The 14,546-nt window shown below is 66.7% G+C and carries 15 protein-coding genes and 1 tRNA gene; 8 read left to right on the top strand and 8 right to left on the bottom strand.

The features are described 5' to 3' along the window. Window positions 1–28: 28 nt before the first annotated feature. The 4 genes from ACHAA4_RS13285 to ACHAA4_RS13300 all read right to left on the bottom strand — a co-directional run bounded on the left by ACHAA4_RS13285 (window position 29) and on the right by ACHAA4_RS13300 (window position 2,953). Window positions 29–1,228, bottom strand: a complete 1,200-nt coding sequence (locus ACHAA4_RS13285; RefSeq protein ID WP_435774658.1) for a PQQ-dependent sugar dehydrogenase — start codon at window positions 1,226–1,228, stop codon at window positions 29–31. 93 nt (window positions 1,229–1,321) lie between these two features. Next, window positions 1,322–1,395: transfer RNA gene (locus ACHAA4_RS13290), tRNA-Ile, on the bottom strand. A 69-nt stretch (window positions 1,396–1,464) separates the two neighbouring features. After that, window positions 1,465–1,851, bottom strand: coding sequence for a 6-pyruvoyl trahydropterin synthase family protein (locus ACHAA4_RS13295; RefSeq protein ID WP_435774659.1), 387 nt, complete (start codon window positions 1,849–1,851; stop codon window positions 1,465–1,467). Between the two features lie 43 nt (window positions 1,852–1,894). Then, window positions 1,895–2,953, bottom strand: coding sequence for a zinc-dependent alcohol dehydrogenase (locus ACHAA4_RS13300; RefSeq protein WP_435774660.1), 1,059 nt, complete (start codon window positions 2,951–2,953; stop codon window positions 1,895–1,897). A gap of 67 nt (window positions 2,954–3,020) precedes the next feature. Between ACHAA4_RS13300 and ACHAA4_RS13305 the strand changes: the two genes are divergently transcribed. Further along, window positions 3,021–4,121 (top strand): glycosyltransferase, encoded by a 1,101-nt coding sequence (locus ACHAA4_RS13305; protein WP_435774694.1) that lies wholly within the window; start codon window positions 3,021–3,023, stop codon window positions 4,119–4,121. Between the two features lie 68 nt (window positions 4,122–4,189). Here the strand turns inward: ACHAA4_RS13305 and ACHAA4_RS13310 are convergent, their stop codons facing one another. Both ACHAA4_RS13310 and ACHAA4_RS13315 read right to left on the bottom strand, forming a co-directional pair. Next, window positions 4,190–5,410 (bottom strand): FUSC family protein, encoded by a 1,221-nt coding sequence (locus ACHAA4_RS13310; protein ID WP_435774661.1) that lies wholly within the window; start codon window positions 5,408–5,410, stop codon window positions 4,190–4,192. Between the two features lie 82 nt (window positions 5,411–5,492). Continuing rightward, window positions 5,493–6,023, bottom strand: a complete 531-nt coding sequence (locus ACHAA4_RS13315; RefSeq protein ID WP_435774662.1) for a M23 family metallopeptidase — start codon at window positions 6,021–6,023, stop codon at window positions 5,493–5,495. Between the two features lie 439 nt (window positions 6,024–6,462). On the opposite strand from ACHAA4_RS13315, the gene rpsB reads away from it, so the two are divergent. The 7 genes from rpsB to ACHAA4_RS13350 all read left to right on the top strand — a co-directional run bounded on the left by rpsB (window position 6,463) and on the right by ACHAA4_RS13350 (window position 12,411). Continuing rightward, the gene (gene rpsB, locus ACHAA4_RS13320; RefSeq protein WP_435774663.1) at window positions 6,463–7,368 is read left to right on the top strand and encodes a 30S ribosomal protein S2; all 906 of its coding nucleotides are present in this window, start codon (window positions 6,463–6,465) and stop codon (window positions 7,366–7,368) included. A gap of 19 nt (window positions 7,369–7,387) precedes the next feature. Beyond that, window positions 7,388–8,227, top strand: a complete 840-nt coding sequence (gene tsf, locus ACHAA4_RS13325; RefSeq protein ID WP_435774664.1) for a translation elongation factor Ts — start codon at window positions 7,388–7,390, stop codon at window positions 8,225–8,227. Between the two features lie 201 nt (window positions 8,228–8,428). Next, on the top strand, window positions 8,429–9,151 hold the full coding sequence (gene pyrH, locus ACHAA4_RS13330) for a UMP kinase (protein ID WP_435774665.1): 723 nt from the start codon (window positions 8,429–8,431) through the stop codon (window positions 9,149–9,151). A gap of 65 nt (window positions 9,152–9,216) precedes the next feature. Beyond that, window positions 9,217–9,774 carry a ribosome recycling factor gene (frr, locus tag ACHAA4_RS13335; RefSeq protein WP_435774666.1) on the top strand — a complete coding sequence of 186 codons (558 nt, stop codon included), beginning with the start codon at window positions 9,217–9,219 and terminating at the stop codon, window positions 9,772–9,774. After that, complete coding sequence (locus ACHAA4_RS13340) at window positions 9,774–10,628, top strand: phosphatidate cytidylyltransferase (RefSeq protein WP_435774667.1); 855 nt, start codon at window positions 9,774–9,776, stop codon at window positions 10,626–10,628. Before frr ends, ACHAA4_RS13340 begins: the two co-directional genes overlap by 1 nt. 2 nt (window positions 10,629–10,630) lie before the next feature. Beyond that, window positions 10,631–11,188, top strand: a complete 558-nt coding sequence (locus ACHAA4_RS13345; RefSeq protein ID WP_435774668.1) for a DivIVA domain-containing protein — start codon at window positions 10,631–10,633, stop codon at window positions 11,186–11,188. Between the two features lie 299 nt (window positions 11,189–11,487). Further along, a complete protein-coding gene (locus ACHAA4_RS13350) occupies window positions 11,488–12,411 on the top strand; it encodes a type IV toxin-antitoxin system AbiEi family antitoxin (protein WP_435774669.1) in 924 nt (307 codons plus the stop codon). Between the two features lie 88 nt (window positions 12,412–12,499). On the opposite strand, the gene ACHAA4_RS13355 is transcribed toward ACHAA4_RS13350, so the two are convergent. Continuing rightward, a complete protein-coding gene (locus tag ACHAA4_RS13355; protein ID WP_435774670.1) occupies window positions 12,500–14,158 on the bottom strand; it encodes a monocarboxylic acid transporter in 1,659 nt (552 codons plus the stop codon). Then, window positions 14,158–14,520 carry a DUF485 domain-containing protein gene (locus ACHAA4_RS13360; RefSeq protein WP_435774671.1) on the bottom strand — a complete coding sequence of 121 codons (363 nt, stop codon included), beginning with the start codon at window positions 14,518–14,520 and terminating at the stop codon, window positions 14,158–14,160. Before ACHAA4_RS13360 ends, ACHAA4_RS13355 begins: the two co-directional genes overlap by 1 nt. Window positions 14,521–14,546 lie beyond the last annotated feature (26 nt).

Raw genomic sequence — 14,546 nt, forward strand, 5'->3', positions numbered from 1 at the left:
GGCTGCAGCCGGGGTCATTCCGGCCGGGTCACTCCGGTGGGGTCAGCCGCAGCAGCTCCGCGCCGTCGCCGTCCTCGATGATCCAGATGCTGCCGTCCGGGGCCTGCTCCACGTCACGGATCCGCGCCCCCATCTCCCAGATCTCCTCATCTCCGGCCTGGTCACCGTCGAGCTCGACCCGGACCAGCGCCTCTCCTGAGAGGGCGCCCATGAAGGCGCTGCCGGCCCAGTCCTGGAACATCTCGCCCTGATAGATCATCAGGCTCCCGGGGGAGATCGAGGGGGTCCACCAGGCCGCAGGTGGAGCGAAGCCGTCGCCCTCGGTGTGATCGGGGATCTCGGCCCCGCCGTACTGGGAGCCGTTGGAGGCTTCGGGCCAGCCGTAGTTCTCACCTGCCTCGAGCAGGTTCAGCTCGTCGCCGCCCTCGGGGCCCATCTCGGAGACCCAGAGCTGCCCGTCGGCGTCGAAGTCGATGCCCAGCGGGTTCCGGTGCCCGAAGGTCCAGATCTCCTCTGTGACGTCCCCATCCTCGGCGAAGGCGTTCTCCGGGGCGGGTTCACCCTCAGGGGTCAGCCGCATGACCTTGCCCAGACCGCTGGAGAGGTCCTGCGCCGGATCCAGCTGTTGTCGGTCACCGGAGGTGACGTAGAGGTGTTCGCCGTCCGGGCTGAACGCCAGACGGTGCGAGAAGTGCCCGGACCCGGAGGTCTTCGGGTCCTGTTCCCAGATCACCGTGAGGTCCTCCAGCTCCGCGCTGTCACCGGAGTCCACCAGGGTGGCGTGTCCGACGACGGCACCGGTGCCCGCCTTCGGGGAGTTGATCCAGCTCAGGTATACCCGCTGGCTCTCCTCGAAGTCGGGACTGACGACGACGTCGCCCAGCCCGCCCTGGCCGTCGACGACGATGTCCTCGGGCAGACCAGCCACACTGACGTCCTCTGCGGCGTCTGCCTCGGTCGTGCTGCGCAGGAAGAGCTCGCCGTATCGGCTGGTGATGAGCATCTGCTCGGTGCCGGGCAGGAACTCCAGCGCCCAGGGGGCGTCATAGCTGCCCTGCTCGGTGACGGTGAACGCCGGACCACCCACCTCGGAGCTCTCGGGGGAGTCCGTTGATTGGTCCTCACCGGCGTCGGACCCTTCAGCGGTCTGCTCCGCGGAGGAGTCGGCGCAGCTGAGAAGCAGCAGGGAGGTGAGGATCCCGGCAGATATGGCTGGTAGGCGTCCCATGACCCGACACTAGTTCACGGCGGTGGACGGCCGGAACGTGTGACGGAGTCCGGGCCCGTTCAGACCCGTCGGTCCTGCCCGGGCTGGAGACGGTAGGGCGTCTGGGACTTGAACCCAGGACAAAAGGATTATGAGTCCTCTGCTCTAACCAACTGAGCTAACGCCCCTCGGGTCCTCGTGCCGCGACGCGATGTCGCTTCGCGAGGACACTCGGACATACTACCGAGCGTCTCGGGTCAGAGCTGAACTCTGACAGAGGCTCGGGCCCGCGGGTGCTCCTCGGCTTCGACCTCCAGCGCAGTGAGTCCGTGATCGGCGGGCAGTCCGGCGGCCAGCTGCTGCGCGACGTGTTCGATGATCACCTCGGTGGTGGTGAACTTCCCGGCCAGCTCCGGCACTTCGTCGAGGTTCTTGTACCGCAGCGGCTCGAGTGTGGCGGCGAGCAGCTCGGTGGCGGCTCCGATGTCCAGGACCACGCCGTACTCGTTCAGTCCCTCGCGGAAAAAGCTGGCCTGGATGCTCAGCGTGGCGCCGTGCAGGTTCTGCGCCGGCCCGAAGAACGGGTCCTGCAGGCTGTGCGCGATCATGATGTGGTCATCGACGGTCAGGCGGAAGCGGCTCATGGCTCTCCTCGGGTGGTGGGGTTTGGGGTTCTGGCGGCGCAGCTCACCCGGCGGCGTGTCGCCCCGCCAGCGGGTGATCGATCACGTGCAGGATCTGTTCCCGGGTCCAGGCCGCGCCGGACGCGACGTCCTGCATCACGGCAGGCAGCTCGGCCAGTGGCGAGTGTCCGCTGATCAGCGGGTCGAACCGGGAGTCGAGCATCGCCAGCGCCGTGGCCAGGCGCTGGCCGCGGGTGCGCCGCATCCGTCGGGGGCCGGGCACCTGGCCGACCTGAGTCGCGGCGATGCGCAGTCGGCGGGCGTGGAAGTCGGCGCCCAGCGGAATCTGCTGGTCTCCGGTGCCGTACCAGGACTGCTCCACCACCACGGCGTCGTCGCCGGCAAGCCGCAGCGCGGTGGTGAGCCCGGCGGAGCTGGCAGAGCTGTGCAGGACCACGTCGTTGTCGAGTTTCGCGTCCTGTGGTGTGACGGCCTCCAGGCCCAGGGATTCGATGAAGGCTCGCCGCTCGGCGTCGATCTCCACGACCTGCAGGCGCTGCAGCGCCATCGTGGAGGCCAGCAGCGCGGTGGTCAGCCCGATCAGACCCCCGCCGACGACGGCGACCCGATCACCGACCATGACAGGACCCTCCCAGAGTCCGTTCAGTCCCACTTCGCCGATCCCGGCGAGCAGGGCCCGCTGCGGAGGACAGCTCTCGGGCAGCACATGCGCGGCGGCCTCGGGCACCACCACATGCTCTCGATGACCGGCCAGGGTGAAGACCGTCTTCCCGATCAGCGCCTCGCTGCCCTGCCGGACCACTCCGACGTTGAGGTAGCCGTGGGAGACGGGGAACGGCAGCTCGCCGAGCTGGAAGGGAGCCTGCATGATCTCGGTGATATTGGCCGGCACCTCGCCGCGATGGACCAGGGACTCGGTGCCGCGGGAGATGCCGCTGTGCAGGGTCTCGATCAGCAGCTCACCGGGTCCGGGTGCCGGGAGCGGGACCTCGCGCAGCGCTCCGGTGTCGGTGGACTCCGTCCAGTACTGGCGAGACGTCTCGGGTGACTGGCCATGGTTATGGACATCCGGGCTGAGGCCGGTGACGCTCGACTCGCTCATGACACTCATCATGCCAGAGGTGTCCGCAGTGCCCGCCCACCAGCGGCTGTGCCAGAATCGGCGTGTGCTGAAGCTCTTCTTCGACTGCCGGTACACCCGGACCCAGGTCCATGACGGCATCTCCCGATTCACCTCCTCCCTCGTCGAGGCGGCCGCCGAACAGGCCGACGTCACCATGCTGATCAGCGATCCCGAGCAGCTGAAACTGCTCCCGGACCTGCCGCATCTGCAGATCTCCTCACCGACCTCCGCCCGCGAGCCCTGGGTCGCCCGCCAGATCAACCCGCACCGCCCTGATGTGGTGTTCTCCCCGATGCAGACCATGGGCGGCCGCGGGCGGACCTATCCGCTGATCCTCACCCTGCACGACCTCATCTACTACGCGCACCGCACACCGCCACGGGACCTCCCGCCCCTGGTGCGCCTGGGCTGGCGGGCCTACCACCTGTCCTACTTGCCCCAACGGCTGGTGCTGAATCAGGCCGACGCCATCGCCACGGTCTCCGAGACCACCCGCGGGCTGATCCGCGCGAATGGGCTGACCCGCCGTCCGGTGGAGCTGATCTCCAATGCACCGCCGGTGGTCGAGAAGCCCCGCGAGCCAGATGCTGCTCCGACGAAGGAACTCATCTATATGGGCTCCTTCATGGGATACAAGAACGTCGAGGCACTGATCAGGGGCCTGAACCGACTCCCGGAGTACACCTTGCATCTGTGCAGCCCGATCCAACCCTCCCGCGAGGCGCAGCTGCGCGGCTTGGCGACTGATCCCGCGCAGCTGGTCTTCCATCGCGGGATCTCCGACGCCGAGTACCGGGCCCTGCTGCGGCGCGGCAGCGCCTTGGTCACGCTGTCGGCGGCGGAGGGCTATGGTCTGCCGGTGGTGGAGGCCATGGCGCACGGCACGCCCTGCGTGCTCTCAGACCTGCCGATCTTCACCGAGATCGGGGGAGCGGCGCTCGCGGAAGACGGCGCCCAGGTGGTTCCAGGTCAGGATCCAGAAGCCTTCGCTCAGGCGGTGCGCCGGCTTGAGGATCCTGCCACCTTTGCCCGCGCCTCGTCTGCTGCCCGAGCGCGTAGCCTCGAGTTCTCCTGGGCGGGCTCGGCTGCCGCGCTGGTCGCGCTGGGGGAGCGCCTCGCCGCGCATGGGCGGGCCGCCAGTCGCTGATCCTGGGTCTGGCGGGCAGATCACATCCCAGTGGCCCGCGGCCCGGCGGTTCAGCTGCCCAGCGGTGGTCAGTGGGAGCCGGTGGTCGGGTTCTCGGAGGTCGATTCGCGAGCCTGACGGGCCGAGGCTACGTCGTCGACGACGACGACGATATGCCGCACGCTGGAGATCAGTGAGCCGTAGAGCGGCCAAGACGTGCCCGGGAGTCCGGTGTCTTCTGCCATCTCCTTGGAGAGCGAGCTCAAGTGATCGTGCAGAGGTGCGACCTCCGCATCCGGGTCCGCGATCGCCCGGCCTGCGTCTCCGACGATCTGTGCCCACTGTTCACGGAAGCTCTCGTTCCACTTGCCCTCGACATGGGTCGCCTCGCGCAAGGTGCGGGCCAGGTGCCGCAGGTGGGAGATCCCCTCGTCGACACGTTCGAGGATCTCTTCGTAGCTTGCCTCCGCGGAGTTCCAGCTGCTCGTCTTCAGGCTCTGCATCCCCTGCCGGGCGCGAGGGTTGGCACGCCGCGACTCACGGGCGAAGCGCACCACCGTCCAGGCAGAGTTCAGCTCCCGGGTCATCGATTCGGTCTCCTGGAACCATGCTTCCGCCTGGTCGGTGTCCCAGGAGTCGGAGAACTCCTTGGAGATGCTCACCAACACGCTGCCCATCCGCTCATTGATGCTGTCCACGTAGCGGCTGGCCTGCTTGTCCCGCAGCGGCGGCACGATCAGCAGGTTGACCAGCAGCCCCGCCGCCACTCCCACGGCGACTTCGACGATGCGGTCATCCAGAAGCCCTGCCTGATCGTCGAAGCCGCTGCCCAGGACGAAGATTGCGGTGGTGGCGATCGCGATTCCCTCATCCCGGATCCAGGAGATCCGCGCCGCGATCACTCCGACCAGCAGAGCCAGGGCGAAGGTCCACAGGCTGACGCCGAGGAAGTACCCGATCACGAAGGACAGGCCGACGCCGAGGCTGGAGGCGATGGTGGTCTGAATGCCTCGAGAGAGCGAGCGGTGAACAGTGGCGTGGACGGTGAGCAGCGCCGTCCAGGGTGCCAGGAACGCCAGCTCAGATTCCAACACGGAGGTCGAGACCCACCAGGCGCCGGTGCCCGCGATCACGGTCTTGAGGATCTGCAGCACATCGGTGAGAAACTCCGGCCGCTGCACCAGACTGCGCAGCTTCTTGGTGTCCATCGAGGCTCCGGCGCTCGTCGATGAGCCGCGGCTTCGGCCGTTGCTGCCTCCGGTGTTGCGCTCGCTGCGGGTTGCTGTCTCCTTCTCAGAACTCCGGGCCACGCCTGCTCCTTCAGTGCTCGTCGGTCCTGTGGCCAGAATATTGTGCCACGCAGGCAGTGACAACGGTGTGGCCAGCCCCCGGTCAGTCCTCTCCCAGCGGCAGCAGCACTGAAGGTTCGACGTCCCCGGTGAGTGTCAGCGGGTTGATGTACTCACCGTAGAGCCGGACGCCCCAGTGGAGGCAGGGGGTCGCGCAGTGTCGCGCTCCTGATGCCACGGTTCCCACCGGGTCCCCGGCAGTGACGCGATCTCCGAACTTCAGGGGGCTCTCCACCGGTTCGAAGGAGCTGAGGTAGCCATCACCGTGGCGGATGGAGAGCACCGGGCGGTCCACCACGATGCCGACGAAGCTGACCTCCCCGTCGGTCGGGGCCCGGATGCTCGCAGCGTCGCCCAGTGGTCCCAGGTCTACTCCTCGATGACCTGAACCCCAGGGGGAGGGCGGTCTGGCGAACGATCGCAGCTCCTCCGCGGCCACCGGCGGCTGCCAGAGCACCCGCGCCGCCGATGGCGACGGCGAATCGAGCCCCGTGGAGTCCAGCTCCGCGGCGTCGATTTCCAGCGACGCCGGCCCGGCCGAGGCGGGAGTCAGCACTCCCAGAATGAGGAGCATCGCGACACCCACTGCCGCCGCTCTGAGTCGTCCTGATCCCCGCCTGCCCGCGTCCATGGATCCAGCCTCCATCATCGGCGAACCTGGGTCCTCGCGAACCCGCCGACGTGTGGAGGATCCCGGCCTCCGGAGGATCCCTGTGACGGTTGGGGAAAACGCACTCGAGAGGCTAAGCTGAACCCCAGCAGCTGACTTCTTCGTGCCCAGGCGCGCCTGAATCAGCTGACTACGCGCAGGAGCTGCCCGAGTGATCGGGGCGTTTCTCATCGGTCCGCATTCTGTTCATGAGCGTGGAACAGCCGTGCGGGGAGAACGCGAGTCCCCTCCCTCTTCTGCCAGGAGCCCGAGAGAACCGGGTCATTGTCCAACCGAGAAACCCAGCCGGAGCTGCATGAGGCGTGTCCTCCATGTTCCAAGCCCGGCATTGAAAGGAAATACCATGCCTGTCGTCACCATGCGCCAGCTGCTCGACTCCGGCGTCCACTTCGGACACCAGACTCGCCGCTGGAACCCGAAGATGAAGCGCTTCATCTTCACCGAGCGCAACGGTATCTACATCGTTGACCTCCAGCAGTCGCTGTCCTACATCGACAACGCCTACGAATTCGTCAAGCAGACTGTCGCCCACGGCGGCTCCGTCCTCTTCGTCGGCACCAAGAAGCAGGGTCAGGAAGCCATCGCCGAGCAGGCGACCCGCGTCGGCCAGCCCTACGTCAACCACCGTTGGCTCGGCGGAATGCTGACCAACTTCCAGACGGTCTCCAAGCGCGTCCAGCGCATGAAGGAGCTCGAGGAGATCGACTTCGACGACGTCGCAGGCTCCGGTCACACCAAGAAGGAACTGCTGCTGATGCGCCGCGAGCTCACCAAGCTGCAGTCCAACCTCGGTGGTATCCGCAACCTCACCAAGACCCCGTCCGCAGTCTGGATCGTCGACACCAACAAGGAGCACCTTGCGGTCGACGAGGCCAAGAAGCTGGGCATCCCCGTGATCGCCATCCTCGACACCAACTGCGATCCCGATGACGTCAACTACCCGATCCCGGGCAACGACGACGCCATCCGGTCCGTGGACCTGCTGACCCGCGTGATCGCCGACGCCGTGGCCGATGGCCTCATGGCTCGCGAGTCCAAGCGCGGCGGCGGCTCCGGCACGGCTGCAGAGCCGATGGCCGAGTGGGAGCGCGAGCTCCTCGAGCAGCACGCCACCGAGTCCTCCGCGAAGACCGAGCAGTCAGGCGAGGCCGCCGAGCCCGCCAAGGCTGAGCAGTCCGAGCCGGCCGCCGAGGCACCCGCTGCTGAGTCCACCGAGTCCACCGAAGCTTCGGCTGAAGAAGCCAAGTAAAGAGAGGAACTGCTTTTCTATGGCGAACTACACCGCTGCAGACATCAAGGCCCTGCGTGAGCGCACCGGCGCCGGCATGATGGACGTGAAGAAGGCTCTCGACGAGACCGACGGCGATACCGAGAAGGCCCTCGAGGCCATCCGTATCCGCGGACTCAAGGGTGCCGCCAAGCGCGAAGGGCGCTCCGCCGCTGAGGGCCTGGTCACCGCCAAGGTCGTCAACGGCACCAAGGGCTTCCTGGTCGAGGTCAACGCCGAGACCGACTTCGTGGCCAAGTCCGCGAAGTTCGTCGCACTGGCAGACAAGGTCCTCGAGACCGCCGTCGCCCACGACGTGAGCACCGTGGAAGCACTCCTGGAGGCTGACGTCGAGGGCAAGAAGCTCGTCGACTTCGTCACCGAAGAGGGTGCGATCCTCGGTGAGAAGGTCGTCGTGCGTCGTCTTGCCACGGTAGAGGGCGCCTTCGTGGACGCCTACCTGCACAAGACCTCCAAGGACCTCCCGGCACAGGTCGGCGTGCTCTTCGCCGTCGACGCTGACTCGGACCAGGCCAAAGAGGCTGCTCACGACATCGCGGTGCACGCCGCCGCGCTGTCCCCGCAGTTCCTCACCCGCGACGAGGTCCCCGCCGAGACCGTGGCAGACGAGCGCCGCATCGCGGAGGAGACCGCCCGGGCCGAGAACAAGCCCGAGCAGGCGATGACCAAGATCATCGAAGGACGCACCAACGCGTACTTCAAGGACAACGTGCTGGTCGACCAGCCGTTCGCCAAGGACCCCAAGAAGACCGTCACCCAGGTCCTCGAGTCCGCCGGCACGTCCGCCAAGGGTCTGGCTCGCTTCCGCGTCGGAGCCTGAGACTCAACGCCGCTGAAGCGATGCGCCGCTGACCACTAGACTGGTCGCAGCTCATCAATTCAGACGTCAAGGGGGTGACCACTTCACATGAGGTGGTCGCCCCCTTTTCTGTGCCCACACCCGACCTGACGAGTTGGCAGCGGCGTCGCAGCAGCCGACTCGACCCGACCACACCGCCCCACGATCCCCTGGAGGACACCCATGACCGCAGAGACACCGACACACCGCCGCCGAGTCCTCCTGAAGCTCTCCGGAGAGGTCTTCGGCGGAGGCGCAGTGGGAGTCGATCCGGCCACGGTCCGCGGGATCGCTGAGCAGATCGCGGCAGTCAAGGGCCAGGTGGAGGTCTCGGTCGTCGTCGGCGGCGGCAACTTCTTCCGCGGCGCCGAACTCTCCCGGGCCGGCATGGACCGGGCCCGCGCCGACTACATCGGCATGCTGGGCACCGTGATGAACGCACTCGCGCTGCAGGACTTCCTTGAGCAGGCCGGCCAGCCCACCCGCGTGCAGACCGCCATCACCATGGGCCAGGTCGCCGAGTCCTACATCCCGCTGCGCGCCGTGCGGCACATGGAGAAGGACCGGGTCGTCGTCTTCGGCGCCGGCGCCGGCATGCCCTACTTCTCCACCGACACCGTCTGCGCCCAGCGCGCCCTCGAGACCCGCTCCGACATGGTGCTGATGGCCAAATCCGGGGTGGACGGGGTCTACACCGCCGACCCGAAGACCACCCCTGACGCGCAGAAGCTCGACCACCTGACCTACGGCGACGCGCTGCGCAAGAACATCCGGGTGATGGACCAGACCGCCATGACCATGTGCAACGACAACGACCTCAACATGCGCGTGTTCGGCATGGAAGGGGAGGGCAACGTGACCCGTGCCCTGCTCGGCGAAGAGATCGGCACGCTGGTCACCCCCTGACCTGGTGGCCCCCACTAGACTGAACCTCTATTCCATCCTCAACGTCATCCCATAAGGAGACCCCCGTGATTGATGAGACCCTGGCAGACGCCAAGGAGCAGTTCGAGCGAGCCATCGAGGCCACCTCGGTAGACTTCAGCACCGTGCGCACCGGCCGCGCCAACCCGGCGATGTACTCGCGGGTGCTGGTCGACTACTACGGCTCCGCCACCCCGCTGCAGCAGCTGGCCTCCTTCTCCACCCCGGACGCCAAGACCATCCTGATCACCCCCTTCGACATCTCCGCGATGCGCGACATCGAGCGGGCGCTCTCAGACTCCGAGATCGGTGCCAACCCCTCCAATGACGGCAAGCAGATCCGGATCACGGTCCCGGACCTCACCGAGGAGCGCCGCAAAGAATACGTGAAGCTGATCAAGTCCAAGGGCGAGGACCACAAGGTCTCGGTGCGCAACACCCGGCGCAAGTCCAAGGACATCATCGAGAAGGCCATCAAGGACGGCGACGTCGGCAAGGACGACGGCGAGCGGGGCACCAAGGAGCTCGAGAGCCTCACCAAGTCCTATGTCGAGAAGATCGACGAGATGAGCAAGCGCAAGGAAGCTGAGCTGCTCGAGGTCTGATGTCGGGCAAAGCTGGGAGGAATCTGCCCGCAGCCATCATCACCGGCATCGTCCTGCTGGTCCCCGCACTGCTCGGGATCTTCTTCTTCGAGCTGATGCTGATCTTCGTCTGGACGATCCTGCTGTCGATGGGTGTCTGGGAGGTGGCTCGCGCGCTCGAGACGCGCGTGGCCCCCACCGGGCACCAGCTGCGGCTCCCGAAGATTCCGCTGTTCCTCGGCGCCGTCGCCATGCCCACCGCCGCCTACTTCGGCGGGGTGGAAGCGCTCACGCTGGCACTGATGGCCACCGCGCTGGCCATCGTCGTCGCGGCAGCGCTCTGGAAGGTCCGGGACCCCGGACGGTCCATCCTGTCCTCGATCTTCGTGGCCTGCTGGGTGCCGTTCATGATGTCCTTCGCGGTGCTGCTGCTCAACCTAGACCAGGGTGACTGGCGCCTCGTCGTCGTCGTGCTGCTCGTGGTCTCCAACGACACCTTCGGCTACCTCTTCGGGGTGTTCCTCGGCAAGCACCCGATGGCCCCAAAGATCAGCCCGAAGAAGTCCTGGGAGGGCTTTGGCGGGTCGCTGCTCGGCGCCACCGGCGTGGGCGTGCTGACCTCCTGGCTGATCTTCGACGAACCGCTCTATGTGGGCGCACTGCTCGCCGTCGCCGTGGTGATCGCCTCCACCGCGGGCGACTTCTCCGAGTCGATGGTCAAACGCGAACTCGGCATCAAGGACATGTCCCGACTCCTCCCAGGTCACGGCGGAGTCATGGACCGGCTGGATTCGCTGGTCTTCGCGATGCCCACCGCGTTCTTCGTCGTCGTGGCGCTTAACGTCGATGCCGGCGGCGTGCCACTAGGATTGTGACCATGGCGAACGAGACGGCACTGTTCACGCTCCTGAACGACCAGGAGCAGGGGTACAACCGCGATGAGGTTGATGAGTTCATGGGACGGGCCCGCGCGGCCTATGACTCCGGCGACGGCATGGCCTTGTCGGAGATCCGTGACGTCAGCTTCACCATGACCGGAGGCGGCTACGACCCGGCCGAGGTCGACGGTGCGCTGGACCGGCTTGAGGACGCCTTCGCCGGCGCAGCGCGGGACAAGTACATCGAGGCTCATGGCGAGGACGCCTGGTACGAGATGCTCGCCGAGCGTGCCGAGCCGCTGCGCGGCCGCCTCTCGCGCCCCGACGGCAAGCGTTTCCGCGAGCCTGCACACTCAGCTACCAACGGCTACCGCAAGGAACAGGTCGACGAGCTCTGCCGGCAGCTCGAGCAGTACCTCGACGGAGAGAACCCGATGAGCGTGGACGAGGTCCGCACCATCACCTTCAGCGGCGCCCACGGCCACAACGGCTACGACGAGGCCCAGGTGGACGCGTTCCTGGACAAGATGACAGAGATCATGGCCTCCGTCGGCTGACTGAGCCTCACCTCTTTCGTTGAGGGGCGGATTCTGCGGGTATTTCATGCGGTTTTCGGCCTCAGATGCCCGCCGAATCCGCCCGTCAACGCGTCGTTGGCCCAGGGGCCCCGGGTTTTCCCCAGGGCCGGTCCATCTGCTGCGGGTCCACAGTCGAGCTCCGGGTCTTCGTACGCTGAGCCATCCGGTGTGGACTGGCTTGTGTGGAGTCACTGAGCACATTCCAAGACGGCCGCCGGCGCCCTGCCTGGTTCGTGCCTGCAGAAGGACGACGACGGGCGCGGCTCCAGGCCGAGGGGATGACGCGACGCGATCTTGACCATTCCCGGGCGAACGACCTTCTGCGCCAACTCACTCACGGCGTCTACTCCGGCGTGGGACTGCCGCACGAACCTGAGGTCGAACCGGTCCGAGCGCTGCTCCAGGGGCTCACCGAGGCCACCCCTCGGGTGGCCAGCTTCGAGACGGCAGCTCAGCTCTGGAGTTTGATCCCCGGGGAGATCGCCCCGTCGTTCCACATCAGCAGTCCTGCAGGTGGTCCTCGGGTGCAGCGGCCCGAACTCGTGGTCGGGCACCGGATCACGGTCCCCGAGCGGTTCATCGTCGACGTGGACGGCATCCGGGTCACCACACCGGCCTGGACCTGGTTGGACCTCGCGCTCCGTGGCCCGCCGAGCGGAGCGGCGGGTGGCGAGGTGGAGCGGGCGGTGATCCCGGGGGACCAGGCGGTGCGTCATCCGCGCCGGGAGTATGGCGAGACGGGTCAGCAGCTGGCCAGCATAGCCGAGCTGCGAGAGGCCGTGTGTGTGCGCGGTCGGACCAAGGGCATTCGGCACGTCCGGCAGGCAGTCGAGCTGATACGGGTGGGTGTCGATTCACCGCAGGAGTCGCGGCTGCGGTATTTCATGCACCTCGCGGAGCTGCCCGGTCTGGTGGTGAACCCGGTGATCCGGCATCCCAGCGGGTTCCCGTGGTTTGAGCCTGATCTGGCCCTCCCGGAGTTCCGCGTCTCGATCCAGTATGAGAGGGAGGAGTTTCACTCCACACCGCTCAGCGTGCGCAAGGACGTGCGCCGGAGCGAGATCACCGAACAGCTGGGCTGGGTCGAGGTGCGGATCACCGCGGATCATATGCGGGATGAGGGGCGTGGGGCGATCCTGCGCATCCATCGCGCGCTGGTTCAGCGAGGCGGGCGTCCCGAAAAACTCACCACACACAGTTGAGGGGCGGTTTCTACGAGCATCTGAAGCCGATCTCGGCCTCAAGTACTCGTAGAATCCGCCCCTCAACGCATGGGGGTGGGGCGAAGGCCTAGTGCTCGGCGGCCTTCTCGGCACCCACGCCGGTCAGCGACCGGATCTCCATCTCGGCCTGCTTGGCAGGATCCTCGGAGACCTTCGAGGTCAGCGAGCCGATCCAGCCCAGAAGGAAGGCCAGCGGGATCGAGACCAGACCGGGGTTGGTCAGCGGGTACAGCGCCAGATCGATCTCCGGGAAGAACGAGGTGTCGCGGCCCCAGACCACGGGGGAGAAGGCGATCAGCAGCAGCGCCGAGCCGAGTCCGCCGTACATGGACCACAGCGCGCCACGGGTGGTGAAGCGCTTCCAGAACAGCGAGTACAGGATCGTCGGCAGGTTCGCCGAGGCGGCGACCGCGAAGGCCAGCGCCACCAGGAAGGCGACGTTCTGCCCCTGCGCGCCGATGCCGCCGAGGATCGCGAGGATGCCGACCACGATCACGGTCATCTTGGCAGCCTTGACCTCGCCGGCGGAGTCGATCTTGCCCTTCTTGATGACCTGGGCGTAGACGTCGTGGGCGAAGGAGGCCGATGCCGTGATCGTCAGCCCGGCGACCACCGCGAGGATGGTGGCGAAGGCGACGGCGGCGATGAAGCCCAGCAGGAATGTGCCGCCGAGCTCGTAGGCCAGCAGCGGTGCCGCGGAGTTCTGCCCGCCGGGTGCTGCCAGGATCGTCTCGGTGTCCAGCAGGGCTGCTGCGCCGTAGCCCAGCACCAGGGTGAAGAGGTAGAAAGCACCGATCAGGGCGATCGCCACCACGACGGACTTGCGGGCGTCCTTGGCGGTGGGAACCGTGTAGAAGCGGATCAGCACGTGCGGCAGGGCGGCGGTGCCCAGCACGAGCGCGATGCCCAGGGACATGAAGTCCAGCTTGGTGAACAGGTCGGCACCGTACTGCAGACCCGGCTCGAGGAGAGCCTCCTCGCCGGTGTTGTCCACGGCTGCGCCGAGCAGCTCGGAGAAGTTGAAGCCGTAGAGCGCCAGGACCCAGATGGTCATGACGGCGGAGCCGGCGATCAGCAGGGTGGCCTTGATGATCTGGACCCAGGTGGTGCCCTTCATGCCGCCGATAAAGACGTAGAAGATCATCAGCGAGCCGACGACGGCGATGATCAGCGACTGGCCGATCCCGCTGTCGATGCCCAGCAGCAGCGCGACCAGCGCGCCGGCGCCGGCCATCTGTGCGAGCAGGTAGAACAGGCAGACCGCAAGGGTGGAGATGGCGGCGGCGATGCGGACCGGCTGCTGACGCAGGCGGAAGCTGAGCACGTCGGCCATGGTGAACTTGCCGGTGTTGCGCATCAGCTCAGCGACCAGCAGCAGGGCGATCAGCCACGCGACCAGGAAGCCGATGGAGTAGAGGAACCCGTCGTAGCCGTAGATCGCGATGGCGCCGACGATGCCGAGGAAGGACGCCGCGGAGAGGTAGTCGCCGGCGATCGCGGTGCCGTTCTGTGTCCCGGAGAAGGAGCGGCCGCCTGCGTAGTAGTCAGCCGCGGTGCTGGTGTTCTTCGACGCGCGGATCACGAAGAACAGGGTGACGCCCACGAAGACCAGGAAGATGGCGATGTTCGCCAGCGGGCTGCCGACGTCGGAGCCCGCCTCGGCAGCCGCGGTCGCCAGAGGCGCCAGGCCTGCATCGATGCTGGATGCGTTGAACAGGGAGTTCATCAGTGCTTGTCCTCCTCAGGAAGGCCCGCGCCGCGGGCTTCGAGCTCGAGTCGGATGGCCGTGGATTTCGGGTCCATCTTCGAGTTGCTGAACCAGACATAGAGCCCGGTGATCACGAATGTGGTGACGAACTGCGCGAGTCCCAGCACGAGGCCGAGGTTGATGTTGCCCCAGACCGGAATGGCCATGAAATCAGGGAAGAATGCGGCGGCGATCACGAAGGCGATGTACCAGATGAGGAAGAACGCGGTCATCGGGAACACGAAGCTGCGGTGCGTCTTGCGAAGCTCCTGGAAATCTTCGCGCACCTGGACCTCCTGGTAGTCAACGGGCCCCGCGTTGGGGGCATTGACTTGTGTCATTGCGGCTCCTTCGAAGTAGGTCGGCA

The organism is Nesterenkonia maliinae (assembly GCF_051262655.1).
Lineage (GTDB): Bacteria > Actinomycetota > Actinomycetes > Actinomycetales > Micrococcaceae > Nesterenkonia.

Excerpts from the sequence above, each read along its gene's own strand:
- ACHAA4_RS13285 (WP_435774658.1), bottom strand. The coding sequence starts at position 1,228 with ATGGGACGCCTACCAGCCATATCTGCCGGGATCCTCACCTCCCTGCTG.
- ACHAA4_RS13295 (WP_435774659.1), bottom strand. The coding sequence starts at position 1,851 with ATGAGCCGCTTCCGCCTGACCGTCGATGACCACATCATGATCGCGCAC.
- ACHAA4_RS13300 (WP_435774660.1), bottom strand. The coding sequence starts at position 2,953 with ATGAGCGAGTCGAGCGTCACCGGCCTCAGCCCGGATGTCCATAACCAT.
- ACHAA4_RS13315 (WP_435774662.1), bottom strand. The coding sequence starts at position 6,023 with ATGCTCCTCATTCTGGGAGTGCTGACTCCCGCCTCGGCCGGGCCGGCG.
- rpsB (WP_435774663.1), top strand. The coding sequence starts at position 6,463 with ATGCCTGTCGTCACCATGCGCCAGCTGCTCGACTCCGGCGTCCACTTC.
- tsf (WP_435774664.1), top strand. The coding sequence starts at position 7,388 with ATGGCGAACTACACCGCTGCAGACATCAAGGCCCTGCGTGAGCGCACC.
- pyrH (WP_435774665.1), top strand. The coding sequence starts at position 8,429 with ATGACCGCAGAGACACCGACACACCGCCGCCGAGTCCTCCTGAAGCTC.
- ACHAA4_RS13340 (WP_435774667.1), top strand. The coding sequence starts at position 9,774 with ATGTCGGGCAAAGCTGGGAGGAATCTGCCCGCAGCCATCATCACCGGC.
- ACHAA4_RS13345 (WP_435774668.1), top strand. The coding sequence starts at position 10,631 with ATGGCGAACGAGACGGCACTGTTCACGCTCCTGAACGACCAGGAGCAG.
- ACHAA4_RS13350 (WP_435774669.1), top strand. The coding sequence starts at position 11,488 with ATGACGCGACGCGATCTTGACCATTCCCGGGCGAACGACCTTCTGCGC.
- ACHAA4_RS13355 (WP_435774670.1), bottom strand. The coding sequence starts at position 14,158 with ATGAACTCCCTGTTCAACGCATCCAGCATCGATGCAGGCCTGGCGCCT.
- ACHAA4_RS13360 (WP_435774671.1), bottom strand. The coding sequence starts at position 14,520 with ATGACACAAGTCAATGCCCCCAACGCGGGGCCCGTTGACTACCAGGAG.